This window comes from Lignipirellula cremea (genome assembly GCF_056501455.1).
The window spans coordinates 1926239-1951035 of the sequence record NZ_CM151415.1; the positions used below are offsets into that span (position 1 = coordinate 1926239).

Here is a 24797-nt window from a genome sequence, read left to right on the forward strand (position 1 = left end):
TGCAGCCGCGGAACGCCGTATTGGTCGAAGCGCATGTTCTCAGCGAGTAAACGCCGGACCTTCGCTTAACCTCGCCAGTTCCAAGTAGAGGACCGCGAACCAGCGCTGCGGGTCCTGCCACTGACGCCGCAGATTCCAGCCGACTTCGGCGGCGCGCTTCGCGAACTCCGCGGGCCGGAACTTGTGCGAGTGCTCGGTGCAGATCGTCTCGCCGAGGCGGAGAGAGAAGCGCTTTCCCGCGACGCTGATCTGTTGGTCGCGACGGCTCGCCAGGTGCATTTCGATCCGGTCGCGTTCCTGGTCGTACCTGGCCTGATGGGCGAACGCGGAGAGATCGAAGTCGCCGTCGAACTCGCGATTCAGTCGCTGAAGCAGGTTGAGGTTGAACGCGGCCGTGACGCCTTCCGCGTCGTCGTACGCCCGTTCGAGAACGTCGGTCGGCTTCACGCAGTCGAGGCCGAGAAGCAGTCCGCCGCCGGGTCCCGCTTCTTCCGCCATATTCGCGAGCAGTCGCTTCGCCTCGGGCGGCTCGAAGTTTCCCAACGTCGAGCCGGGGAAGTAAACGACCGTCTTGTTCGGAGTCCGCTTCGATCGCGGCACGGCGAAGGGACGCGTGAAGTCGGCGCAGACCGGCAAGATCTCCAGCGCGGGAAACTCTCGCCTCAGTCGCCGCGTGGAAAGTTCCAGGAACTCCGGTGCGATCTCCACCGGCGCATAGCCGACCGGGTCGGACAGCGCCGCGAGCAATCGACGCGTCTTCGTTCCGCTGCCGCTGCCGTACTCGACGATCAGCGCCTCGGGACCGATCGCACGGGCCATCTCGGGCAGCGACTGGTCCATGATCGCCAGTTCGGTCCGCGTCGGGTAATACTCCTCCAACTCGCAAATCCGATCGAACAACCGGCATCCTGCGGCGTCGTAAAAAAGCTTCGCCGGCAGCGACTTCTGCGACCGCGACAGGCCGGTCCAGATCTCGCAGAGTTGCGGGTCGGATTGGGTTGACTTAATCATGGTTGCGAAATCATGGGTCGAGCGACGTAGAAATCGTCCGGGGCGAGCGGAGGGCGTAAGCCCTCCGTGCGAAGCGAACAGCGGACTTGGAGATCCTCAACCGTCGAAAGCGATTCGCGCGCCGGAAAACTGCCAGCGTGCGTCGGGCGGAAAGAAGTTGCGGTAGGTCGCCCGAATGTGGTCCGCAGGGGTCGCACACGAACCGCCGCGAAGAACGTACTGGTTGCACATGAACTTGCCGTTGTATTCGCCGACCGCGCCGGGCCAGGCGCGATAGCCCGGATAGGGCGCGTAGGCGCTGCCGGTCCATTGCCAGACCTGACCGAACCAGTCCTTCGCGCCTTCCGCGGTCGGTCGGAGCGCGCCGGACTCCACGAAGCCGCGAGACGCTTCAGAGATTCGCTCGACGGCGAGCGTCTCCCATTCGGCCTCGGTCGGCAGCCGGGCGCTGCGCCAGCGGGCGTAGGCGTCGGCCTCGAAGTAGCTGAGGTGCGTCGCCGGGGCGTCGGGATCAAGCGGCAGCAGCCCGTCGAGCGTGAACTCGTACCGTTCGCCTTCGCGTTCATGCCAGTAGAGCGGCGCGGTCCACCCCTGCTCGCGCACCGTCGCCCAGCCGAGGCTGAGCCAGAGTTCGGGCCGGCGATAGCCGTCGTCAAGCAGGAACGCCAGGAACTCTCCGTTCGTGACGAGACTCGCGGCGACCTCGAAAGGCCGCAGCAGAACCTGATGCCGCGGCGATTCGTTGTCGAAACAGAACGCTCCCTGACGATCCCGCCCGATCGAGACGATGCCGCCTTCGTGCGCGATAACCCCGCCCTGGGCGATGCGCTCATTCGATCGGTCGGGCACGTTCGTCGCGGATTCAGCGACGTGCGTCGGAGCCTTCGAGGAGGAGTTCTTCGCCTCGCCGGACCGCAGCGTCGGGAAGCGGTCCGCGGTGCGATAGGCCGGAAAGAGCGGATTGAGCGAAAGGAGATGCTTGACGTCGGTCAGCATCAGTTCCTGATGCTGCTGTTCGTGCTGCAGGCCGATCTCGACGACGGACGCGATCTCTTCCGCGTCCTCAGACGCACCCGCGGCAGCCGAGTCGAGAAGATCGATTACCGCGGCATCGATCGCCTGCCGGTAGGCGTCGACTTCTTCCGCCGTGGGGCGGGAAAGGAGTCCCCGCTGCGCCCTCGGGAACTGGTCGCCGACCGCTTCGTAGTAGCTGTTGAAAAGATACTCCGATCGATCGACCGTTCGGACCAGCTTCTCGACGCGAGGCTTCAGGAGGAAGGTCTCGAAGAACCAAGTCGTGTGCGCGAGATGCCATTTGAGCGGGCTGGCGTCAGGCATCGACTGCACGACGAGGTCCTCGACGGGCAGGTGCCGACAGAGCGCCTCCGATCTTCCGCGGACGGCCCGAAAGCGGATCGCCAGGTGCGAAAGGCGGTTCGCGCCTTCGGTCTCCGTCTTCGCGTCGATGGTGATCGCCATAGTTCCCCTGCATCCGCATCGCCGTCGACGGGCTTAACCATTCCCGAAACGCCTTCGCGAAAGGACGACGAGCGGGCGTGCCGTTCCTTACACAGGCAGGGTAGGCGTCGCGGGAGCCGGGTGAAGTCCGCTCTCGCGCCCGATCAGAAGCGGCGCCAGTCGTCGGCACACTCGAAAGTGCGCACCACCCGGGCAGGCGCCCCGGCGACAACCGACCGCGGCGGAACGTCGGAAGAGACGATCGCGCCGGCGCCGACGACCGCGTGGTCCCCGATCGTCACCCCCGGCAGAATCACCGCCCTGGCGCCGATCCAGACGTTCCGTCCCAGCATCACCGGCGCCGTCTTGGCAGGTCGATCGGGCGCAATGTCGTGAAAGGTCGTGTCGAAAATGATCGCTTCATCCGCGATCAGCGATTCGATTCCGATCACGACCTTCTGCGCGGCGTAGACGTTCACTCCGTCGTTGAGAAACGCCCTCGCGCCGATTTCCAGCCGACCCTTCGGCCCCGTCGACAGCGACGTCCGGAGGCGGTGCGAACGGAACACGACCTCCTCCGCCAACCCCATCGAACCGAGATTGTCGAACTGGGGATCGTGCGGGCCGTGAAACAACGGGATGCCCGCCGCTTCCACGCGATGCTCGGCGAGGACGCGCAGCGTCTGCGCCTTCCGGCGGGCCGCAGGATCCCGCCAGATCGACCACCAGGATGGAGGCGCCGGAAGCGTCATAACCTGTCGATTCGTGAGCCAGAAAATTTGCCGTCAGGGCGCCGAAGCGCTCCGGAGGCCGGCGAGCGGCGCGTTCACGACGAACGGAAGCCGACAGCGAGGCGTCCCCTCGCACGAAGCGCGGGCGTTTCGACCGGACCGGGGGCCTCCGGCAAGCATACGTCGCCGTTCCGGATCGGGGGAAGCTTCCTGAGACGAGGGGCGGTCGCGGATCGCCCGGGTCTCTCAGAAAAAGCCGTCCCGACGCGGGAAAAAGGCCGGGTAGAAAATTGAAAAGAAGGCGCGGGGTCGTGTACCTTAATAGAATAACGACGGCAGCTTGCGCCCCGGCGTCCTCAAAGGCACGACCCTCTGACGGACCCTTTCGCGCGTCTCTTCTCTCCGCCTGTTCGCTTCCCCTCGTACGAAGTAGTTTCGGACATGATCGTTCAACCGCTGGATGCGTTGAAGGAACGACTGCGCGAATCGCGACTCTTCAGCGAAGAGAAGCTCGAAGCGGTCTGTGCGGGACCGAAGTGGGAAGCGGCTCAGGATATCCCGCAGGGGCTGCGCGCGCTCGTCGCTGGCAAGGCGCTGACCGCGTGGCAGGCCCAGATGCTCTACGCGGGCAAGACGACGCTGCGGTTCGGCAACTACATCCTGCTCGATCGGCTCAGCCAGGATCCGCAGAACCGGACCTTCCTGGCGGAACACGACTCGATGGGGCGCAAGGTCGCCCTGCGACAACTCTCCCGCCAGAACACGCAGAACGAGAAAGTCTCGAAGGTCTTCCTGAACAAGGTTCGGGCCTTCGCCGGCGTCAATCACCCGCGGATCGTGCATCTGTTCGATGTGGCGCAGGATCACGACCGATTCTATGTCGTGAAGGAACTGATCGAGGGGGAGAACCTCGCCGCCGCGGTCGCCGAACAGGGGACGTCGAATCAGGCACGGGCCTGCCGCTGGATCGTGGAAATCGCGGAAGGCGTTCAGGCGCTGCACGACAATGGGCTGGCCCATCTCGATCTGCACCCCGGCACGATCGTGGTCCAGAAGGATCAGTCGATCAAGATTCTGGAGCCCGGCACGTACGAGACCGGCCGCGAGCCGGCGCACGCCGCCTACCTCGCCCCGGAGGGCTATGGCGATCCAGGTTCGCCCGACGCGGATCTCTACTCGCTCGGCATGCTGGCCCACTTCGTTCTGACCGGGAAACCGCGGGGGGCGAGTCCCTCTCCCTTGTTCGAGAACGAGATCGCGACGCTGACCGGCAAGGACCCCGCCGGACGCGCTGCCGCTGCGGCGAAGCTGCGCAGCGCCGCGCTGCCGCTGGCGGAAGTCTCCGCCGCTGCGTCCGGCGCTTACGCCGCCTCGGAGATCGTCGAAGCGGAAGAGATTGTCGAGGCCGAACCTTACGACGCGGTCGATCCGCTGGATGCTCCGTTCGCGCCGCTGGATGCGTCGTTCGATCCGTTATCCGCTCCGTTCGATCCGCTGGGCGCGGCGCCCGCGGCAGGCGGGGATTTCTTCGCGAATCTGGACGCCGCGGCAGCGATGGCGACTTCGTCGCAGCCGCTCGCTCTGCCGACGCCCGGAACCGCTGCCGCTGCGGCGGCAGGCATCGGCGCTCCGACGGGAGGCTTTCCCAACATCGCGATCGGCGGCGAACGGGTCGGCGCGGCCGCCTCGCTGCGACCGTCGAGGCCAGCGGCGAAGAAAGACGAGTCCGCCGAGCCTGCCGAGAAAAAGAAAGCCAGCGTCGGAATGCTGATCGGCCTGGCCGCCGGAGGGGGAGCTCTGGCCGTGCTCCTGCTGGTCGGCGTCGCCACGGCGATCGCGATGTTCGCGCTCGGCGGCGACGGGACGGAAGTAGCGCAGTCCGGCGGACCCGACGTCACGCAGACCAGAGCAGGTTCGGCAAAATCCGGCGTGGAGGCGGTCGATTCCGCTGCCGCGGCCGACGACGCTACTGCCGTGACGAGCGAAACCGCGCCTGCCGAAGCGGCGGCGGAAGAGGACGACGGACCGAAACTCGTGTTCGAGGTCCCGACGGAGGGGGCTGATCCCGAAGCTGCCGCGCCGACGCCTGCTGCCGATATGCCGGCGCCCGCCCCGGCGCCAGGCGCTGGGGAAGTCGCGGCCGCTCCGACCGATACCGCAGCGCCGATGCCTCCGCCTGCGACGACGCCCGATCCGGCGACGGCTCCCCAACCGACTCCGCCGGCGACGCCCGTCACGACGCCTGCCGCTCCGGCGGATCCGCCTGCACCTGCGGCTGCCACGCCGCCGGCCTCAGGAGGCGATCTCAAGAACCCGTTCCGGGAAGTTCCCGCCAGCGTCAGCCTGGCGTCCGGCATCGGCGAAGAGGCGAAACTCGATCCGCAGACCCTCGCGCAGATTCACCTCAACGCGGGCGACCTGCTCACGATCGTTCTAGAACGGGGCGACGTCGCGATGAAGGGGAACCAGAAGTTCGCCATCCAGCCCGCGCGCGGCGGTCTGGCACAGAACGAATGGGAGATCGTGCTTACCGGTTCCTCGGCGCTGAAAGACGACGACGTCGTCGCCAAGGTGCAACTGTTGCAGACGGAACTGCAATTCCAGTGGACCGACCGCGCGGCCAAGGAGCCGAACTCGGCCTACCTCAAGAACTGTTCGCTCACGCTCAGCACCGGGACGCACGCCAAGACCGTCGACCTGCGTTCGCCGGAAAAGAAGGAGCCGGCGATGATCGCGGAGATGACGTCGGACCTAATCGAGATCGATATTTCGGAAGTCGCCTATCCCGATTCGCTGACGCTCCAAGGCATCGGACTGACCGTTCCCTTCGAATACAACCTCAAGACGCCGAAGCTTACCGCGAAGGAACCTTCGACCGTCATTCAGTTCGGCACGTCCGGCGACGTGCCGGCCTATCTCGGCATCGAGGCGAACTTCCGAAAGAACCGGGTCACGATCGCTCTCAAGCCGGTCCTGCTCTTCAAGGACGACCCCACCCAGAAGGTCATTCCGCTCACGCCGAAGGCGTTCGAGGAAATGACGGATCGTCTGGCCTATCAGCACAGCGAGGCGATCAAGGAAAAGAACTTCATCGACGTTCAAATCGGCGAGTACGGGAAGCTCGAACAGAAGATCAAGGATCTGCCCGCCGTGAAAGGACCGTATGAGGCGCTCACGCGCCGTAGGCCGGTGAACGCCGCGCTCATCGAGAGCTACGACAAGATGATCAAGCAGTGGGCAGCCGTGAAGGATAAGGTCGGTCAGTTCGGGACGGGCGCCACGTTCCACTACAAGCTGACCGTCGGATCCGACGAATCGTCGCCCGTTCTCGCTTTCACCGATCCCGCGGTTTCCAAGACGCAGGTCACCGCCCCGGTATCGGATCGCAAGAAGAAGTAGACGATCCGCCTCGCGTCCATGCATTCCGCGAAGGCGGCGATCGCAGGACCAGCCGGCCGTGCCTCGACGGATCGTCGGGCCTGAATCCGGTTAAACGAAAAGAGCCGCGTTCGAAACGCGGCTCTTTTTCTGCGCTATCGATCGATCGAGAGTCCCGCGTTCCCTACGCGTTGAGCGTGGGGGCGAAGCGGTCCTGCAGCGAGAGGATGTCCATCTCCTCGGTTCGCAAGGCCTCCATCGCCTTCACCGCGGCCTGCATCGCCTGAATCGTGGTGATGCACGGAACGCCGTGCTGCACGGCGCTGGCGCGAACCTTCCCTTCGTCCCGCCGTGCGCCTTTGCCGCTGGGCGTGTTGAAGATCAGATCGACCTTTCCGTCGATCAGCGAGTCCAGAACGTTCGGGTGCCCTTCGGCCAGCTTCTTCAAGCGCGTCACCGGGATGCCGGCCTGCTCGAAGACCGACGCCGTGCCCGCGGTCGCGAGCAGTCGGAAGCCCATCGCCGCGAGCCGCCGGGCGAGTCCGACCGACTCCTCCTTATGGCGCTGCGAGACGCTGATGAAGATCGTGCCGGACTTGGGTAGCACGACGCCGGCGCCGAGTTGGCTCTTGGCGAAGGCGATGGAGAATGCCTCGCTGATGCCCATCACTTCGCCCGTGCTCCGCATCTCGGGGCCGAGGACGATGTCGACGCCCACGAACTTGCGAAAGGGGAAAACGCTCTCCTTCACGGAGACGTGGTAAGGGACGGGATCGCGCGTGACGCCCAGTTCCCGCAGCGTCTTGCCCGCCATCACCTGGGCCGCGATCTTCGCGAGTTGCATGCCCGTCGCCTTGGAGACGAACGGCACCGTACGACTCGCGCGGGGGTTCACTTCCAGGACGTAAACCTTCGGCTGCCCCTCCTCGTCCTTGACCGCGAACTGAATGTTCATCAGCCCGACGACGTTCAGGGCCTTCGCGAGCTTTCGCGTCGCGGTCTTGATCGTCTCGATCACCGGACCGGGCAGCGAGTAGGGCGGAATCGCGCAGGCGGAGTCGCCCGAGTGGACGCCCGCCTCTTCGATATGCTCCATCACGCCCGCGACGATGACGTCGGTTCCGTCGGCGATCGCGTCGACGTCGACCTCGGTCGCGTCTTCCAGGAAGCGGTCGATCAGAACCGGTTGCCCTTCCGCGGCGATGAAGGCTTCCCGCGCGAACTCGACGAACTGCGTCTGGTCGTAGCAGATCTCCATCGCGCGTCCCCCCAGGACGAAGCTGGGCCGCACGAGGACGGGATAGCCGATGTTCTCGACGATCGCCTGCGCTTCGTCGAGCGCGGTCACCGCGGCGTTCGCCGGCTGCGCGAGCCCGAGCCGGTCGAGCAGATCGCCGAACTCGCCGCGGTCTTCGGCCATCTCGATCATGTCGACCGAAGTGCCGATGATCGGCACGCCCGCTTCGCTCAGCGCCCTGGCCAGATTCAGCGGCGTCTGCCCGCCGAACTGGACGATCACGCCGTCGGGCTGCGTCCGGTCGAAGATGTTCAGCACGTCTTCGGTCGTCAGCGGCTCGAAGAAGAGCAGGTCGCTGGTGTCGTAGTCGGTGCTGACCGTTTCGGGATTCGAATTGACCATGATGGTCTCGATCCCCATGTCGCGGAGCGCGAAGCTCGCGTGACAGCAGCAGTAATCGAACTCGATCCCCTGGCCGATCCGGTTGGGGCCGCCCCCCAGGATCATGATCCGCTTCTTCGCCCCCTTAGGCGGCGTTTCGTCTTCCTGTTCGTACGTCGAATAGAAGTAGGGGGTATAGGCTTCGAATTCCGCGGCGCAGGTGTCGACCGACTTGAACACGGCGAGAATCCCGCGTTCCTTGCGCAGCGCGCGAACGTCCCGGTCGCTGGCGTTCCACATCGTGGCGAGCTGGCGGTCGGAGAAGCCCATCCGCTTCGCCTCCCGGAGCAAGCCGCTGTCGACGGAGCGCCAGTCGGAGACCGCCCGAAGCGTCTCTTCGAGTTCGACGATCTCCTGAAGCTGATCGAGGAACCAGGGGTCGATATGGGTGAGCGAGTGGATTTCCTCCAGGCTCATCCCCGATTTCATCGCGTACCGCAGGTAGAACACCCGGCGGTCGTTCGGCTTGGAGAGCTTCTCGATAATCTCGTCCCGGCTGGGGCGAGGCTCGCCGTTGGTCCAGAGATCCTTCGAGTCGCTGCCGAATCCGAAGGCGCCGACTTCGAGACCGCGGAGCGCCTTCTGGAAGGACTCCTTGAACGTCCGCCCGATGGCCATGGTCTCCCCGACGCTTTTCATCTGCGTCGTCAGGCCGGGGTCGGCTTCGGGGAACTTCTCGAACGTGAACCGCGGGATCTTCGTCACGACGTAGTCGATCGTCGGCTCGAAGCAGGCGGGGGTGACGCGGGTGATGTCGTTCTTCAGTTCGTGCAGGCGATAGCCGATCGCCAGCTTGGCGGCGATCTTGGCGATCGGGAACCCGGTCGCCTTCGAGGCGAGGGCGCTCGACCGGCTGACGCGAGGATTCATCTCGATCACGATCATCCGCCCGGTCGACGGCTCGATCGCGAACTGGATGTTGGAGCCCCCCGTCTCGACGCCGATTTCGCGGATGACCGCGATGCTGGCGTCGCGCATCCGCTGGTATTCCTTGTCCGACAGCGTCTGTGCGGGCGCGACGGTGATCGAGTCGCCCGTGTGGACGCCCATCGCGTCGAAGTTCTCGATCGCGCAGACGATGACGACGTTGTCGTCGACGTCGCGCATGACCTCCATCTCGTACTCTTTCCAGCCGACGATCGACTCCTCGATCAGCACTTCGCTGACCGGCGACTGATCGAGACCGTACCGCACGAGGTTGACGAAGTCCTCGCGGTTGTAGGCGATGGCCGAGCCGCTGCCGCCGAGCGTGAAGCTGGGACGCACGACGCAGGGGACGCCGATCTCCTGCAGCGCCTCGCGGGCCTGGTCCATATTGCGGACGGTCCGTCCGCGGCAGACCTCCAGGCCGATCTTCTCCATGGCGGCCTTGAACTGTTCGCGCTCTTCGGCCTTGGCGATTACGTCGGGCCGGGCGCCGATCATCTCGACGCCGTACTTTTCGAGAACCCCGTGCTTATGGAGTTCCATCGCCAAGTTCAGGCCGGTCTGCCCCCCCAGCGTGGGAAGCAGCACGTCGGGACGCTCGCGGGCGATGATCTTCTCGACGATCTCCCAGGTGAGCGGCTCGATGTAGGTAACGTCGGCCGTGTCGGGATCGGTCATGATCGTCGCCGGGTTCGAGTTGACGAGGACGACCTCGTAACCCTCTTCCCGCAACGCCTTGCACGCCTGCGTGCCCGAGTAATCGAATTCGCAAGCCTGACCGATCACGATGGGACCGGAACCGATCAGCAGAACCTTCTTGATGTCGTCTCGCTTGGGCACGCGAACTTCCTGGTCGTCTCGCGGTGCGAAAGCTCGTCGGAAGGCGCTGGCGTGCTTCCGGCTTTCGCGTGAATCCCCTAGGGCGGGGCGTGTGCAAAATCTCTAGAACTTAGCAAGGTTTTCGAACTCCGGGCAAGCGGCCGGAGCAAAAACGCCAGCCCTCGCCATCGCTTCGCTGCATGACTTGGCGAGCGGAGGGCGTCAGGAGCATAATCCGATCGACGAATCGTCGTAGCGCCCAGAAACTAGGCGCCGCGAAGGCGCCCTTTCGTTGACGCTCTCAGGCTGCACGACTAGGATGGCCGCCGTTCCTGCCCTTCGGGCGCTGGCGACGCCGGGGGAGCTGGCGACGCCGGCGCCGTCTGACTTTAGGTCGATCGTGTCGAAGCCTTCGGCAAGCGGCGTATTCACCGAGCGAACGGACCCTCGCGTCGAGAGGTTTACGGAGAGCGTCAGCTTCGACGCCCGGCTCCTGCGGCACGACGTCGCCGGCTCTCAGGCGCATGCCCGGATGTTGAGCGCCGTCGGCCTGCTCACGAACGAAGAAGCCGAATCGATTGCCGTCACGCTCGACCAAATCGCGGGCGAGATCGAATCGGGCGAACTTCCGCTCCGGCAGGACTTCGAAGACATTCACATGAATGTCGAGCACGCCCTGACCGAGCGCCTCGGCGACGCAGGGCGCAAGCTGCACACCGCCCGCAGCCGGAACGACCAGATCAACACGGACTTCCGGCTCTGGATCCGGTCGGCCATCGATCGGCTAGACGGACTGCTCCTCGACCTGCAGAAAGCGTTCGTCAGTCGGTGCGACCGCGACCGGGACGTGATTCTCCCGGCGTATACGCATCTGCAGCGGGCGCAACCGGTTCTGGCGCCCCACTACTGGCTGGCGTACTGCGAGAAGTTCGAACGAGACCGGGCGAGGCTGGCCGATTGCCGCCGCCGCGTGAACGTCAGCGGCCTCGGTTCCGCGGCGCTCGCGGGGACTTCGCTGCCGATCGACCGGGACATGACGGCCGAGGCGCTCGGCTTCGAGGGGGTCGCGGCGAACAGCCTGGACGTCTCGAGCGACCGGGACTTCGTGTTCGAGTTCGTCTTTTGCCTGTCGACGGTCGCCATTCACCTGAGCGGGCTGGCGGAGGAGTGGATCCTCTGGACGACGACGGAGTTCGGCTTCATCAAGCTGCCGCAGACGTTCTGCACCGGCTCGTCCATCATGCCGCAGAAGATCAATCCGGACGTACTGGAACTGATTCGCGGCAAGACGGCGCGAACCATCGGCGCCCTGCAGACGCTGGCCGTGCTGACCAAGGGACTGCCGCTGGCGTACAACCGCGACCTGCAGGAAGACAAGCCGCCCGCGTTCGACGCCTACGATACGGTCGCCAGTTGCCTGGAACTGGCCGCGCCGCTCGTGGCAGGCGCCGAATTGCGAAGGGAATCGATCGCCCGGCGGCTGAACGAGGGATATCTGGATGCGACGACGTTGATGGAAGCCCTGATGCTCCGCGGGATGCCGCAGCGCCGGGCGCATGAACTGGTCGGAACGATCGTGCGGCGTGCGCTGGACCGCGGGGTTCCGCTGGCCGATCTTCCCTTGGAGGAATTTCAGCAAATCGATTCGACGCTGGACGCCTCCATTTATGATGTCTTGGGCGTCGAGAATGCGATTCGGGCGTTTAAGAGCTACGGTTCGACGGCGCCTTCCGAGGTAGACCGCCAGATCGCACGCTGGCAGGCCCGCGTCGGCACATGACCGCCGTGCGTTTTCGTCCGTCGATTCCTTTCCGGAACGACCGTCCCGATAACGCCTCTATTCTCTCGCGGGTTTTCCCGATGACCGGCTTCGACCGACAGCCAGGAAACTGCACGCGAGGGATCGCCGGCGCATTCGTACTTCGACTCGCCCGCAAAATTCTTGCGGCTGCGCCGGTCGCCCTCGCGATCCTGGCTACGAGCGAAGCCTGGGCTCAACCGGCCGATCCGTTCGCCGATCCTTTCGGCGGCGCGCCGACGACGCCCGCTCCTACCGGGGGAACGCCCGCTGCCGGGACGCCTGCCGCAGGAACTCCCTCAGGGCCCGTGATCGAGGAGCCGGCGGTTCTCGCGATCCTGGAATCGAATCCGCAGACGCCGGCCGCGAAGCTGCGTGCGGCCCAGGCGCTCCTCTCGCTGCGACGACCCGAACTGGCGAAACGCTTCCTGGGCGAAATCACCGCGTCGCTTGACCCGCCGACGGCGTTCGATCTGCTCGCTACGTACGGCAGCGAGTTCTTCTGGGACCTGGCCAATCGCGAAGACCTGGACGAGGCGGGACGGGCCTTCGTCGATGCGGTCTACGAAAAGTATGACGAGCACGTCCGTAACCCGGCCAATATCAAGGCGGCCTTCGCGGAGATCGCCGGCGATCGACCCAACGCGAGGAATCGCGCTCTGCGGTTGATCGCGGGAGCAGGCGACCGTGCGATTCCGTCGCTGGCGGAGGTTCTGTCCGAGCCGGGCGATTCGGCGGCGGCCCGCGGCGCCATGCTCGCCTTCGGAGAGTTCCGCTGGCTGCCGCCCGTCATTCCGGCGCTGCTCGATTCGAACGATCCGGTGCGCGTCGCCCGCGCGATCGAACTGCTGACGACCTACGGCCCTGCCGAACGCGACCTGAGGGCCGTCGGATTCCTAAAGCATTCCGATCCGCAGGTCCGCGCTGCCGCGGAGGCTTACTTCCTTCAGCGTTTCGACGAACTGCCGGACGATCAGATCGCGGCGAACCTGGTCAAGATCGAGACCGAACGCTTCCTGGGCGGCATGACGCCCGCGTATGTCGCCAGCATTTCCAACGTCCCGCGACCGCGATCGAACTGGTGGATCTGGGACGAAGCGGCGAAATCTCCTGTTCTCGTGACGGGTCAGCCGATCGGGCCGTCGCTGCTGGCCGCGCGACAGTTGGCGGAATCATCGCTGGCGCTGGATCCTGACGACGAGGCGGTCAAAGTCGATTACCTGGTCGCCCAGTTCGCCTCCCGGGCGGAACTCTTCGGCGCCGACGATTTGCCCGAGGACGTTCTCGCCGATTGGGAAGCGGCGGTTCCATTCACCTCTGAGCGGCTGCATGCCGTCGCACGCCGCGCGCTGGAATACGACCTTCCCGGGGCGCTCGCGACGACGATGACGCTGTTCGGCCTGCGGAACGACCAGTCGTCGCTGCACGCGGTCGCCCTGGAACGCCCGATCGTGGCCGAGGCTCTGCGACATTCGTCGGAAGACGTTCGCTTCGCGGCAGCCCTCGCCGTGGTGCGCATGGCTCCCGATTTTCCGTTTCGCGAGGCGAGCCGCGTTCCGGAGATTCTGGGGCGCGTCGCCCGCCCCGCTCAGGCTCCGGTGATCACGCTCGGACATCCGCGTTCCGCGCTGGCCGCCTCGTACGCCGCGATGCTCGAGCAGTCCGGGTTCGAGGTCCACGTGGGGCTGACGCCCGACGATCTTTTCAAGGCGAGTCGTCAGCGGTCGCCGAACCTGTACGCGATCGTCGTGCATGAACGGCTGCCGAAGACGAAGGTGATCGAGTACGTCAGCCAGCTACGCAAGGATCCCGCGACGGCGGACGTGCCGGTGATCGTCATGGCCATTTCGACCGAGGATCCGTCGCTCCGCTTCGTAGCGCAGGATTTCGAGAAGGTCCGCCTGATCGGTCAGAACATGACGGCGGGCGAGTTCCGGCAACTGGCGGAAGAATTCGAGCCCGGCGTCGACGAGGCGGTCGGGAAACTCCGTCGTCCGCGAACGGCCCTCGCGCTGGAGGGCATTCAGAAGCTGCTCGATATGCCGGGCAACCCGATGGGTCTCGTGTTCGAGCGGCTCGAAGCGCCGGCGATCGAGGCGCTGGGCGATCCGGAATTCTCCGCCGCCGCGGCCGGCATCCTGGCAAGGCTGGCGACGCCGCAGGCGGAACTGGCGCTGATCGAAGCGGCGTCGCAGACCTACCTGCCCACGCAAGCTCGCGACGCCGCGCTCGCCGCCTTCGCCGACTCGGTGAAGCGCCGCGGAATTCTTCTGACGCAGGATCAAATCGTGCAGCAGTACGATCGCTATAACCAGAGTCGCACGCTCGACGCCGAGACGCAGCGGATCCGGTCGGCAATCCTGGACGTGCTGGAGTCGCGCGTGGCGACGAAGGCCGCGGCCGCTGAAACGGTCGAAACGCCCGCTCCGAGTTCCCCGACGGCAGTCCCGAGTTCCCGAGCGGCCGTTCCTTCGCCGTGATTCCCGCCCCCTGACCGGTCGCGCATGGCGAGCTATCGAGCGAACCGACCTGCCGAGTTCGGCCCGCCGATTCCGGGGCTGATCGGTTCCGGTCCGGCCATGGAGCAGGTCTATCGGACGACTCGCAAGGTCGCTCGCAGCGCCGCGTCGGTGCTGATCCTGGGCGAAACCGGGACCGGAAAGGAACTGATCGCCACGGCCCTGCATCGCCTGAGCGGTCGCAGTACCGGACCGCTGGTGAAGGTGAACTGCGGCGCGCTGTCCGAGAGCCTGCTGGAAAGCGAACTATTCGGTCACGTCCGCGGAGCGTTCACCGGGGCCGTGAATAACCGCACAGGGCGGTTCGAGGCGGCGCATACCGGGTCGATCTTTCTGGACGAAATCAACAGCACGTCCCTGCTGCTGCAGGTGAAGCTTCTCCGCGTGCTGCAGGAGCGGGAATTCGAACGGGTCGGAGATACGGAGACGGTTCGCGTCGACACCCGCGTGATCGCCGCCAGCAATCGCGACCTGTCCGACGAGGTCGCGGCGAATCGTTTCCGCGAGGATCTTTACTGGCGGCTGAACGTCGTGTCGATCGTGCTTCCCCCGCTGCGCGAGCGGCGAGAGGACATTCCGGCGCTGGTCGCCCACTTCCTGAATTACTACAGCGAAGCGAACGACCGGTACGTGATCCATATCCAGCCGGCCGCGATGGAGGCCCTGCAGGATTACCACTGGCCGGGCAACGTCCGCGAACTTCAAAACTACGTCGAACGGGCGGTCGTCACTGCGGAGGATGACGAACTGACGCTGGACGTTCTGCCCGATCCGGTCAAACGAGGACGGGGCGCTTCGGGCGCCGGCCTGTCGAAGTCGTTCGCCTCGCATTCCGGCAGCACGGAGTTCGATCCCTACTCGATCCTCTACCACCAGCGGCAGACGTCGTCCGCCGATTCGTCGTCCCTGGCCTCGCAGCTTGTCCGGCAGGGGCTGAAGGAAGCGGGGGAAGAGGCGGAAAACGTTCACGAACGCATTGTGAACAAGGTAGAGAAGGAACTGATCCTGCAGGTCATGCAGGAGACGTCGAACGTGCAGACCAGGGCGGCGACGCGCCTGGGCATCAATCGAAACACGCTGCACAAGAAGCTCAAAGACTACGGAATCGAGGAATAGGCCCCGCTATCGACGCCGCTCGATACGTCGCGGCCGCGGACCGGCTCCTATAATTGCCGGACTACGCTTGCGGGAGGCTTCGGCTCGAAACGAACGCCCCCCGACCTCGCCCCACCGGCGGCGATCCCCTCCCCTCTTCACGCCCTCGCCGTTTTGCTGACCGGCATCTCGATCGTCTGTTTCTTCACGTCGTACGCGGTCTCCCTGCTGCTGGAGATCTCGCGGCTCTTCTTTCGTGCGCCCATCCGATACGTCGTCTCGCTCGGCTTCGCCGGGATCGGCGTCCTGCTGCAGGGCGTCTACTTCGCGAATCGCTTCGTGTTTCGTGCGGGGATCGAATCGGCGGACGTCGGTACGCCGGGACTCGGCAGTTGGTACGACTGGTGCCTGGCGGCGGCGTGGATCGTCGCGGCGGCCTATTTGATTCTGGCGATCCGCGATCCGCAAAAGAATTACGGACTCTTTCTGCTTCCGATCGCGCTGGCGCTGCTCGCCATCGGCTGGGCCGTGCGGAGCGGCACGTCCTTCACTGCGCAGACCGTCTCGTGGGGCACGATCCATGGCCTGATGCTGCTGGCGGGGACGGTGGTCGTCGTGTTCGGCTTCGCCGCCGGGGCGATGTACCTGGTGCAGTCGTACCGCCTTAAGCAAGGGATTCGGAGCCAGCGGGGCCTGCGTCTGCCGAGCCTCGAGCGCCTGCATCGCGCGATCGAGCCGACCTTCTTCATCTCGACCGCTCTGTTCGGGCTCGGACTGCTCTCCGGCATGGCGCACAGCCTGGCGAAGTACGGCGCCATCCGCTGGGCCGATCCGGTCGTCTGGACTTCGTCGGCGCTCTTCCTGTGGCTATTCGCGGCGTCGGCGATCGGACTGCTCTATCGACCCGCGCGCGAGGGGCGGAAGGTCGCGTACGTCGTCGTCGCCAGCTTTCTGTTTCTGTTCCTGGAAGTGACGCTCGCCGTCCTGTCGGGCCATGGGTCCGAGCAGCCGGAGCGTACGAGTCTTCCGGCGGAGGAGCGCACATCCGTCGTGTCCGATTCGGCAAGCGCCGAAATCGGAGCGAATGCCGACGCCGTCGCGGAGAACCCGCGATGAAACTGCAAGTCGTCGGCTGCAGTCACCACACTTCGTCGGTCGCGATCCGGGAACGGCTGGCGTTCGACAAGGATCAGGCCCGCGAGGCCCTGAAGGCGTTCTCCGATCGCTTTCCGGCCGCCTCGGGGGTCATTCTGTCGACCTGCAATCGGGTGGAACTCTATTCCGCCTGCGAGGCCGCCGATAAGGCGCCGACCCACCAGGAGCTGGTCGAATTCCTCGCCGGCTTCCATGGCCTGAACTCGATCGAGATCTTCAGCGAACTCTTCGAGCGTACCGGCGAAGATGCGGTGCGACACCTGTTCGCCGTGGCGTCAGGCCTCGACAGCATGGTGATCGGCGAGGCTCAGATCCTCGCGCAGGTGAAGCAGGCTCATCATCTGGCACGCGAGGTGGACCAGATCGGTCCGCTCGACCTCGTCTTCCAGAACGCGCTGCGCGTCGCGAAGCGGATCGCGACCGAAACCGCCATTCAGCAGGGGCGCGTCTCGATTCCGAGCGTCGCCGTCAGCGAGTTCGCGCGGAGCGTGTTCGAATCGTTCGCCGACAAGGTGACGCTCGTCATCGGGGCGGGGGAAATGGCCGAGGAGACGCTGATCTATCTGCAGCAGGAAGGCGTGCAGGATCTTCGCGTCGTCAATCGCAACCTCGAACGGGCCGAGGATCTGGCCAAGCGGTTCAACGGCCTGGCATGCCCCTGGGAACGGCTCGACGAGCTGCTCGTCGAGTGCGATCTGGTCGTGACCGCCACCGGCGCCGCCCAACCGATCGTGACCGTCGACCGCTTCCGGCGGATCGAAGCGGAGCGTCGCGAGCGCCCGATCTTCGTGCTGGACTTGGCGGTGCCTCGCGATTTCGAGCCGCGGATCGCCCAGCTCCAGAACGTCTATCTCTACTCGATCGACGACCTGAAGCAGGTCTGCGAGGAGAATCGCCGGCAGCGCGAGAAGGAATGGCCCAAGGCGGAGCGAATTCTCGAAGAGGAGACGCGGAAGTTCGTCCACGAACTTCACCGCCGCGAAACGGGCTCGACCATCCAGCGCTTCAAGTCGCAGGCCGAAGAGACCAAGCAGCGCGAACTGGAACGCCTGCTGGCGAAGCTCGATCGGCTCGACGACGAATCGAAGGCGGAAGTGCGGAAGGCGTTCGACCGGCTGGTGAACAAGATCCTGCATCCGCCCCTCCAGTCGCTGAAGGAAGAGGCGGAATCGGGAACGCCGCACATGCTCCTCGCGGCGCTGCGGCGCTTGTTCCAGATCAAGGATTGATCCCGGCGTCGCTCCTGGCGCCGCGCTGACTCTACGAGGGCGCCTCGCAGCTTCCGCTGCGCGATTCTTGCTGGGTGGCGCCGGTTGACTCAACCGGCGCGGGCGCAGCACGTCGGAGGCCTCGGAACGAATTCGGCGCAAGCTCGCCGGCCAACTTCGAGAACACGCTTCGAGGAACTCGGCAGCGAAGATTCCGACGCGCCTCTGAGGCCTCCGATCCGCTGCGCGGACGCTGGATGAGACAACCAGCGCCATCCAAGCGCAATGTTCCCCGCACCGGTTAGGCGAACTTTCGCGCCAGGCGCGAACCGCAAGGTGCGCTCGCGTCAGAGCACGAAAAACGGCGTCCGGAAAGAATCCTGACGCCGCGGCGGATCGATTCACGAGAAGCCCAAAAGGGGTCGAGAGCGAGCGCAGGGCTCAGCCCCACTCCTCTTCTTCTTCCTCTTCTAGCTCTTCTTCGTCGTCGAGGTCATCGTCGTCGTCGTCGTCCTCGTCATCCCAGTCTTCGTCCTCGTCGTCCTCTTCGTCGTCCCATTCTTCCTCGTCGTCCTCGAGGTCTTCTTCCTCTTCCTCGAGTTCGTCGTCCTCTTCGTCGTCGAGGTCGTCTTCCTCGTCGTCGAGGTCGTCGTCTTCGTCCTCTTCGTCGTCCCAGTCATCGTCTTCGTCGTCGTCGTCATCGACGAGGTCGTCCTCCTCATCGAGGTCGTCATCGTCCTTCGCGAGAAGGAGCGACTGCACCTGCGCGACGAAGGAGCCGCGTCGAGTCGTTTCCGGAACGCCCGCCGCATCGGCGTTCAATTCTTCGTCCAGCCACAGGGTTCTCACGCCGACTTCCTCCGCAAGGACACAGTTCCAGGACGTTCCGAAGGTGACGATGTTCCTCGCCGTACCCGCTATCGGGAACGAGCGAAGATAATCTTGAGGAATTCGAACGCCCTCGCAAGCCGAGTCGGGCTCATCTTGCGAGCAGGGTTCTTCCGAATCGCGACGCTCCGTCGTTACCTGTCGAACCTGAGAAACGATCGGGCCATGAGAAAGGACCCGTTCGTCATTCGGATTCAAGGGCGACTCCAGGGGCCGCAAAGGTCGCAGTAGTTTACTCATCCGTTGCTTCGCGGGAACGGACGGGAAGCTCATTTCCAGAGGTTTCCGAGACTTTTTCGGGCCGGCGGATCGAGGGCAAATCGTCGATCTTGCGAAGGCCGAACGTCTCCAGGAATCTCGACGTGGTGGAATAGAGATAGGGTCGCCCCAGTTCCTGACTGCGACCTTCGATGCGCACGAGGTTCTTGTCCAGAAGCTGCCGCAGGATCTCGCCGCAGTTCACGCCGCGAATGGCTTCGATCTCCGCACGCGGGGCAGGCTGCAGGTAAGCGATCACCGCCAGCGTTTCGAGCATGGGGGAACTGATGCGATCCGGCGTCGCCGTCGCCGCGTCAAGTCGCCGCAGCCAGGGCAGGAACCGCGGGCGCGTCATCAGGCGAAATCCGCCCGCGATCGATTCCACGCTGAACGCGCGACCTTCCTGCTCGTAACGCTTGTTGAGCGCCCGGACGAGCGCCCGGGCCTCGGTGCCGTCTTCCAGTTGGGCATGCTGCGCCAGCTTGCGGCTGGTGAGCGGTTCCTTCGCGAGAAACAGCGTCGCTTCCAGTCGCCGCAACCCTTCGTCGCGCATCCCTTCCGCCATGCGGCGTCGCGACGCAGGCGACTTAGTCCGAAGTTTTCGCTCGGCGGGCGAAAGTAGCGGCTGCGTGTGTGTCCTTCTCGATCCCGGGCGGCGGGCCTGCGCAAAGTAACCGATCAGCGAACCGACGGAGGGGCGTCGCTCCGCCGGCGATGGAACGCGCGAAAGTCGTGAACCGCTTCGCTGAAACTTCGCGTTCATGCGGAAATGCCGTCGCCGATCCCGTCCGTGTCGAAGGCTCGATTGTCCGCGTCCGGAGCGACGACGGCAAGCGTCGGCAGGCAGAGGCGGAATCGCTGCGAGAATACCCTCGCTAACCCGCGAATCAGCGGAGCGTCGTCTCGCCGGGCGCCGCCGCCCAGTTTCGGATGCGGGAGAGTGCGTGGCGGGCAGCGCTCGGCGGATCAGGCCCTTCGCCGACGAACGATGCGGCGCCGTCGCCGGTCGGCACTTCGCACGAAAAGACGAAGCGGAGGCGCCCCCGGTCTTCGACGGCGAGGACCTGCACGCTATCGAAGTCGACGTCGTAGGGGGCCATCGCCCTGACGATCGCGTCGATCTCCTCCGCCGCCTGCGGCGAATTCGGATCCAGCGTCGTGTCGGGCGGGTCGATAATCGCGATCGCCGACGCTTCCTCCGTCGCAGGCAAGGCGGGGGGAACGTTCCAGTCGTTGAATTCAGCGGCGCCAGGTTCCGGCGCCATCCATACTCGCGGCGCTTGCGCGAGATGCGAATCGTCCGGCTCCTCTCGCTCGGCGAGGAGGCCCTCCGCGGGTCGATTCTTCGCACGAAATCGCATGCCGCTGCCGATCGCGATCGTCAGACCGATCGCGAGGAAGCCGAACCAGCGGACGATGTGCCAGGGGCGCGAAGTCATCGGCGATAGGCCGTACGGAGCAGGCTGTCCGTCGAATCGCGAGCGGATGGGCCGAGGACGCAGTCGACGCGGCTTGGACCGAACCAGTCGAAGACCGCCGCGCGCGGCGTTGTAGGGCAGGAACCGACTTCGACGCCAGATCAGTTCCCCGGAGGCGTCGGGCGCGGCTCGACGACGGGAACGCGAAGCGGCAGAACGAACCCGGGCCGGTCGAGAGGCGCCATGCGATCCTGAATCGCCTTGAGCACGAGGTACTCTGAGCCGAAGTTCGCCGACGTCTCGACTGTGTAGACGTACGTCCCCTGCTGCACGAGGAACAACGTCCGGCCGTCGCGGGTCGCGATGATCGGCAGCGTCGCCTGTCCGCCGGACGGGGTCGTGCCGTACGCTACGACCGGCGCGACGTCCTGCGGAACGCCGCCGAACGCGATACGACGGTCGGTCGCCTCCTGCCGGGCCTGATCTTCGCTCGACCGTTCGATCAGGCGAGTTTTTACGCGGACCCCCGTTTCCCCGGCGTCGAAGACGTACTCCAAGACAGCGCGGTCGCCCCCTTCGATACGTTTTTCGATCCGCTCTTCGAAGTTCGACGCGCCGAGATCGACCGAGGGATCGGCGACGTCGCCGGCCTTCAGCAGCCACAGGCTTTCGGTCGGCGTTACCGGATAGACTCCGACCGACGTTCGTTCCCACGCTGCCAGAACGGCGAGGACGACGACCGAGCCGGCGATCGCGATCGCCGGCGCCGCGAAGAAAGCGGAACCGATTCGGCTCTTAGGCATAAACGTGCGACGGAACGTCGTTTCCCGGCTTCGAAGGCAGGAAGAGGGCCGCCGAACCGTTTCGAGAGGGCGGCGTAAAACCTGCCGGAATCGGAGACTCCGATTCCTTGTCAGAGTCGCCCGCAGGGCTAGAATTAGCGTCATTTATCGCGGCGAAGCTGCGTCAATCATCGAGGCGGAACTGCGCGATCAATTTTCCGCGCAGTCCGACGCTTGAGCTTTCGTCATCATCTCTCGCGAGTTTTCGCGTCAGGACGCGTGCATGTCGTTCTTGGATTGGGTCAGCGGTCGCGTCTTCTCCGTCGTCCACCGCAATAACCTCGTCTACAACACCTGCTGGGAAGATCCCCGGCTCGATCGCGTCGCGCTGGAGATCAGGCCGACCGATTCCATTCTCGTGATCACCTCGGCAGGCTGCAACGCGCTCGACTACGCGCTCGCCGGTCCGGCGGAGGTGCATGCCGTCGATATGAATCCGCGGCAGAACGCGCTGCTGGAACTGAAGAAGTCGGGCATTCGCCGCCTGGAGTACGACGACTTCTTTAAGATGTTCGGCAAGGGGCGGCTCCCCGGCGCGCGGGAAATCTATCGCGACAAGCTGCGGCCCGATCTTTCCGACTTCGCCCAGCGGTACTGGGACAAACGGATCCGCTACTTCGATCATCCGCGGGTCTCGTTCTACTTTCGCGGAACCTCGGGCGCGTTCGCCCGCGCGGCGAAGAAGTACGTCGACACGGCGCTGAAGCTGCGCCCGCACTATCACGCGCTGCTCGAGTCGAAGACCGTCGAAGAGCAGAAGGAGATCTACGACCGGGCGATCCGCGAGAAGCTCTGGTCGGGCCCGCTGCGATTCGCGATGAACCGCGATTCGACGTTGTCGCTGCTCGGCGTGCCGAAGGCCCAGCGTCGCCAGGTCGAAAAGCACTACGACGGCAGCATCGTCAAGTTCATGCAGGACAGCGTGGAGGCCGTCTTCACGAAGCTTCCGATCGCGGACAACTACTTCTGGCGCGTCTACATGACGGGCTCGTACACGCCCGACTGCTGCCCGGAGTATCTGGTCGAGGAGAACTTCGCGAAGCTGAAGGGGGGCATGGTCGATCGCGTAAAGACGCACACCGATTCGGTGCAGGCGTTCTTGGAGAAGCACGACCGCCCGATCACGCGATTCGTGCTGCTGGATCACATGGACTGGCTCAGCGATCGGTTCTTCCCGCTGCTCGAATCGGAGTGGCAGGCGATCCTGAACCGGGCCAGCGACGACGCCCGGATCATCTGGCGCAGCGGCGGTCTGCACACCGACTTCCTCGAACGGGTCGAAGTCCGCGTGAACGGCGCGTCGCGAAAGCTGCCTGAACTGCTCAAGCATCACGAGGACCTGGCCGCGACCCTGCACGAGAAGGATCGCGTCCACACGTACGGCAGCTTCTATATCGCCGACCTCGCGAAAGCCTGACGAAGGTTCGGTTTTTGACCGATCGTGAGCGATCGCATGCATGCGATCGCTCGGATGGTTCGATCCTTCGGCCGCTTGCCGATCTCCTTCCGACGGGCAGACCCTCTTGGCGTTCTTCCAGGATCTGAAAATCCTTTACCACATGGCTCTCAAGCCGATTCGCGGCAAGAGCCATGCGGATCGCCTGGAGAGTTTCTACGGCGGTCAGGCGGAAGCGTACGACGACTTCCGCAAGCGTCTGCTGCAAGGTCGCGAAGAACTGGTGAAGGCGATCGACCCGCCCGCGAACGGCGTCTGGCTCGACATGGGGGGCGGCACCGGCAGCAACCTGGAGTTCTTCGGCGACACGCTGCCGAAGCTCAAAAAGGTTTACGTCGTCGACCTCGCGCCGTCGCTGCTCGCGATGGCGCGGAAGCGCGTCGCCGATCGCGGCTGGTCCAACGTGCAGGCGGTCGAAGCGGACGCGACGACCTTCGTGCCGGAAGAGGGGACCGTCGACGTCGTGACGTTCTCCTACTCGCTGACGATGATCCCCGACTGGTTCGCGGCCATCGACCACGCGCTACGGCTGCTGAAGCCGGGCGGCGTGATCGGCGTCGTCGATTTCTACGTTTCGCGGAAGTATCCGCCCGACGGATTGAAGGGCCACGGCTGGTTCACGCGGTCGTTCTGGCCCGTCTGGTTCAGCTCGGACAACGTCTATCCGTCGGCCGATCACGTGCCTTACCTGCACCGTCGGTTCGAGCCCGTTTATTTCGAGGAACGACTCGCCAAGGTTCCGTACATCCCCGTCATCCGAACGCCTTACTACGTTTTCGTCGGACGGAAGGCGGCCGCGACTACGGCAGAGACGCAGCTCGCCCGCAGCGAAGCCAGCACGTAGCCGCTCACTCCCCGCGCAGCTTGTTCGCGACTTCGGGCAGGGGATAGTCGAGGACGGAAATCTCCTCGCCCTGCAGGCGCTCGAAGAGTTCCTGCAAGCGGCGCCAGCCCCGGGTGACGAAGGCTTCCCGCTCGGCGACGAAGGCTGGGTCGAGATCCCGCTTGGAAACGCCGCTCGTGCGCTCGATCGGCGGAAAAGCGGGATCGACGACGAACTGCGCGAGCGCCTCGTCGCAGCGGAGATGTCGATCGGGCGTCGCGTGCAGCGTCTCGGGGTCGATCATCCCCAGCACGTAGCGAAGGTAGAGCGAACTCTCGCGAATGTCTTCGACGTCTCCGCCGCAGACCGAGCAGCGATAACCTTCTTCGCACTTCGCCATCGGTCGCTACAGCCCCAGCACGTCGTTCATCGAATAAAGCCCGGGCGGTTTCGACGCGACGAACTTCGCGGCCTGCAGGGCTCCGATGGCGTAACAGTCGCGGTTCGAGGCGCGGACAGTGATTTCGATCGTCTCGCCGAGCATGCCGAACAGGATGGTGTGCTCGCCCGGGTTGTCGCCCGTGCGGATCGCGTGGAAGCCGATCTCGCCGTGGGGTCGCTTGCCGACGAATCCTTCGCGGCCATGGACGTGCTTTTCGATGCCCATGGCCTGGCCGACGATCTCGCCGAACTTCAGCGCCGTGCCGCTGGGCGAGTCTTCCTTGAAGCGATGATGGCGCTCGAGGATTTCGACGTCGGCGCCGCCCGGATGATCCTTCAGGTGCCTGCCCGCGATCTCGACCAGCTTCATGGTCAGATTGACCGCGGCGCTCATGCTGGGCGACCAGACGACGGGAACCGTTTTCGCCAGCTCGCGGATCGCGTCCTTCTCGGCGTCCGGCAGGCCGGTCGTCGCCATCACGAGCGGCAGCGAGCGCTCCTGCGAGATCCGGATCGCTGCCTGGGCTCCGGCAGGCGTCGAGAAGTCGATCAGCGCCTGCGCGTTCGCGGGCACTTCCGACCCCACGGCGAGATCGATCGCGCCGATGCCGGCCACGATTCCGGCGTCTTCGCCCAGCAGCGAGTGCCCCGGATGCTCGACCGCGGCGACGAGATCCAATTCAGGCGACTCCCCCGCGAGCGCGACGAGCCGGCGACCCATTCGCCCGCAGGCTCCGTTGATGGCGAGCTTGATTCGTTCCATGAAACCTATCGAAGTTCTTGCGAGCAGAATCAGCAGAGCGTTCTGAGCGGAGGGCGCGAGCCCTCCGAGTTTCAGCGCTATGAACGATCCGGACCTCGGAGGGCTCACGCCCTCCGCTCAGGGAAAGTGAC

18 protein-coding genes are annotated in these 24797 nt (G+C 65.0%); 8 read left to right on the top strand and 10 right to left on the bottom strand.

Features of this window, described 5'->3' with window-relative positions; genetic code table 11:
* Positions 1-39: 39 nt before the first annotated feature.
* From egtD to SH602x_RS07495, 3 genes are all read right to left on the bottom strand, one after another.
* On the bottom strand, positions 40-1011 hold the full coding sequence (egtD, locus tag SH602x_RS07485) for an L-histidine N(alpha)-methyltransferase (protein ID WP_479476191.1): 972 nt from the start codon (positions 1009-1011) through the stop codon (positions 40-42).
* 96 nt (positions 1012-1107) lie between these two features.
* Entirely contained in the window at positions 1108-2490 is a 1383-nt protein-coding gene (gene egtB / locus SH602x_RS07490; protein ID WP_479476192.1) for an ergothioneine biosynthesis protein EgtB, read from the bottom strand.
* 143 nt (positions 2491-2633) lie between these two features.
* Complete coding sequence (locus SH602x_RS07495) at positions 2634-3221, bottom strand: acyltransferase (protein WP_479476193.1); 588 nt, start codon at positions 3219-3221, stop codon at positions 2634-2636.
* A gap of 420 nt (positions 3222-3641) precedes the next feature.
* Here SH602x_RS07495 and SH602x_RS07500 point away from each other — a divergent pair, with 420 nt between their 5' ends.
* Positions 3642-6599, top strand: coding sequence for a serine/threonine protein kinase (locus SH602x_RS07500; protein WP_479476194.1), 2958 nt, complete (start codon positions 3642-3644; stop codon positions 6597-6599).
* Between the two features lie 163 nt (positions 6600-6762).
* Here SH602x_RS07500 and carB read toward each other — a convergent pair whose 3' ends face one another.
* Positions 6763-10023 carry a carbamoyl-phosphate synthase large subunit gene (carB, locus tag SH602x_RS07505; RefSeq protein WP_479476195.1) on the bottom strand — a complete coding sequence of 1087 codons (3261 nt, stop codon included), beginning with the start codon at positions 10021-10023 and terminating at the stop codon, positions 6763-6765.
* Between the two features lie 379 nt (positions 10024-10402).
* Between carB and argH the strand changes: the two genes are divergently transcribed.
* The 5 genes from argH to hemA all read left to right on the top strand — a co-directional run bounded on the left by argH (position 10403) and on the right by hemA (position 17798).
* A complete protein-coding gene (gene argH / locus SH602x_RS07510) occupies positions 10403-11782 on the top strand; it encodes an argininosuccinate lyase (RefSeq protein ID WP_479477099.1) in 1380 nt (459 codons plus the stop codon).
* A gap of 80 nt (positions 11783-11862) precedes the next feature.
* Entirely contained in the window at positions 11863-14280 is a 2418-nt protein-coding gene (locus tag SH602x_RS07515) for a response regulator (RefSeq protein WP_479476196.1), read from the top strand.
* Between the two features lie 99 nt (positions 14281-14379).
* On the top strand, positions 14380-15435 hold the full coding sequence (locus tag SH602x_RS07520) for a sigma-54 interaction domain-containing protein (RefSeq protein ID WP_479477100.1): 1056 nt from the start codon (positions 14380-14382) through the stop codon (positions 15433-15435).
* A gap of 153 nt (positions 15436-15588) precedes the next feature.
* Positions 15589-16530, top strand: coding sequence for a cytochrome C assembly family protein (locus SH602x_RS07525; RefSeq protein ID WP_479476197.1), 942 nt, complete (start codon positions 15589-15591; stop codon positions 16528-16530).
* On the top strand, positions 16527-17798 hold the full coding sequence (hemA, locus tag SH602x_RS07530) for a glutamyl-tRNA reductase (protein ID WP_479469160.1): 1272 nt from the start codon (positions 16527-16529) through the stop codon (positions 17796-17798). The genes SH602x_RS07525 and hemA overlap by 4 nt, the downstream gene beginning before the upstream one ends.
* 420 nt (positions 17799-18218) lie before the next feature.
* Here hemA and SH602x_RS07535 read toward each other — a convergent pair whose 3' ends face one another.
* From SH602x_RS07535 to SH602x_RS07550, 4 genes are all read right to left on the bottom strand, one after another.
* Positions 18219-18626: a hypothetical protein gene (locus tag SH602x_RS07535; RefSeq protein WP_479476198.1), complete on the bottom strand. Its 408-nt coding sequence runs from the start codon at positions 18624-18626 to the stop codon at positions 18219-18221.
* A gap of 271 nt (positions 18627-18897) precedes the next feature.
* The gene (gene scpB / locus SH602x_RS07540) at positions 18898-19488 is read right to left on the bottom strand and encodes an SMC-Scp complex subunit ScpB (RefSeq protein WP_479476199.1); all 591 of its coding nucleotides are present in this window, start codon (positions 19486-19488) and stop codon (positions 18898-18900) included.
* Between the two features lie 322 nt (positions 19489-19810).
* Positions 19811-20362, bottom strand: a complete 552-nt coding sequence (locus tag SH602x_RS07545) for a hypothetical protein (protein ID WP_479476200.1) — start codon at positions 20360-20362, stop codon at positions 19811-19813.
* A 140-nt stretch (positions 20363-20502) separates the two neighbouring features.
* The gene (locus SH602x_RS07550) at positions 20503-21144 is read right to left on the bottom strand and encodes a hypothetical protein (protein ID WP_479476201.1); all 642 of its coding nucleotides are present in this window, start codon (positions 21142-21144) and stop codon (positions 20503-20505) included.
* A gap of 262 nt (positions 21145-21406) precedes the next feature.
* Between SH602x_RS07550 and SH602x_RS07555 the strand changes: the two genes are divergently transcribed.
* Both SH602x_RS07555 and SH602x_RS07560 read left to right on the top strand, forming a co-directional pair.
* Positions 21407-22600 carry a BtaA family protein gene (locus SH602x_RS07555; protein ID WP_479476202.1) on the top strand — a complete coding sequence of 398 codons (1194 nt, stop codon included), beginning with the start codon at positions 21407-21409 and terminating at the stop codon, positions 22598-22600.
* 106 nt (positions 22601-22706) lie between these two features.
* A complete protein-coding gene (locus tag SH602x_RS07560) occupies positions 22707-23483 on the top strand; it encodes a class I SAM-dependent methyltransferase (protein WP_479476203.1) in 777 nt (258 codons plus the stop codon).
* A 4-nt stretch (positions 23484-23487) separates the two neighbouring features.
* On the opposite strand, the gene SH602x_RS07565 is transcribed toward SH602x_RS07560, so the two are convergent.
* A complete protein-coding gene (locus tag SH602x_RS07565) occupies positions 23488-23862 on the bottom strand; it encodes a hypothetical protein (RefSeq protein ID WP_479476204.1) in 375 nt (124 codons plus the stop codon).
* Positions 23863-23868: 6 nt separating this feature from the next.
* Positions 23869-24666 carry a 4-hydroxy-tetrahydrodipicolinate reductase gene (gene dapB, locus SH602x_RS07570; RefSeq protein ID WP_479476205.1) on the bottom strand — a complete coding sequence of 266 codons (798 nt, stop codon included), beginning with the start codon at positions 24664-24666 and terminating at the stop codon, positions 23869-23871.
* Positions 24667-24797: the final 131 nt, after the last annotated feature.

Bases quoted from the DNA above. Each gene is read 5' to 3' on its own strand.
- egtD (WP_479476191.1), bottom strand. From the start codon at position 1,011: ATGATTAAGTCAACCCAATCCGACCCGCAACTCTGCGAGATCTGGACC.
- egtB (WP_479476192.1), bottom strand. From the start codon at position 2,490: ATGGCGATCACCATCGACGCGAAGACGGAGACCGAAGGCGCGAACCGC.
- SH602x_RS07495 (WP_479476193.1), bottom strand. From the start codon at position 3,221: ATGACGCTTCCGGCGCCTCCATCCTGGTGGTCGATCTGGCGGGATCCT.
- SH602x_RS07500 (WP_479476194.1), top strand. From the start codon at position 3,642: ATGATCGTTCAACCGCTGGATGCGTTGAAGGAACGACTGCGCGAATCG.
- SH602x_RS07515 (WP_479476196.1), top strand. From the start codon at position 11,863: ATGACCGGCTTCGACCGACAGCCAGGAAACTGCACGCGAGGGATCGCC.
- SH602x_RS07520 (WP_479477100.1), top strand. From the start codon at position 14,380: ATGGAGCAGGTCTATCGGACGACTCGCAAGGTCGCTCGCAGCGCCGCG.
- hemA (WP_479469160.1), top strand. From the start codon at position 16,527: ATGAAACTGCAAGTCGTCGGCTGCAGTCACCACACTTCGTCGGTCGCG.
- scpB (WP_479476199.1), bottom strand. From the start codon at position 19,488: ATGGCGGAAGGGATGCGCGACGAAGGGTTGCGGCGACTGGAAGCGACG.
- SH602x_RS07545 (WP_479476200.1), bottom strand. From the start codon at position 20,362: ATGACTTCGCGCCCCTGGCACATCGTCCGCTGGTTCGGCTTCCTCGCG.
- SH602x_RS07550 (WP_479476201.1), bottom strand. From the start codon at position 21,144: ATGCCTAAGAGCCGAATCGGTTCCGCTTTCTTCGCGGCGCCGGCGATC.
- SH602x_RS07555 (WP_479476202.1), top strand. From the start codon at position 21,407: ATGTCGTTCTTGGATTGGGTCAGCGGTCGCGTCTTCTCCGTCGTCCAC.
- SH602x_RS07565 (WP_479476204.1), bottom strand. From the start codon at position 23,862: ATGGCGAAGTGCGAAGAAGGTTATCGCTGCTCGGTCTGCGGCGGAGAC.
- dapB (WP_479476205.1), bottom strand. From the start codon at position 24,666: ATGGAACGAATCAAGCTCGCCATCAACGGAGCCTGCGGGCGAATGGGT.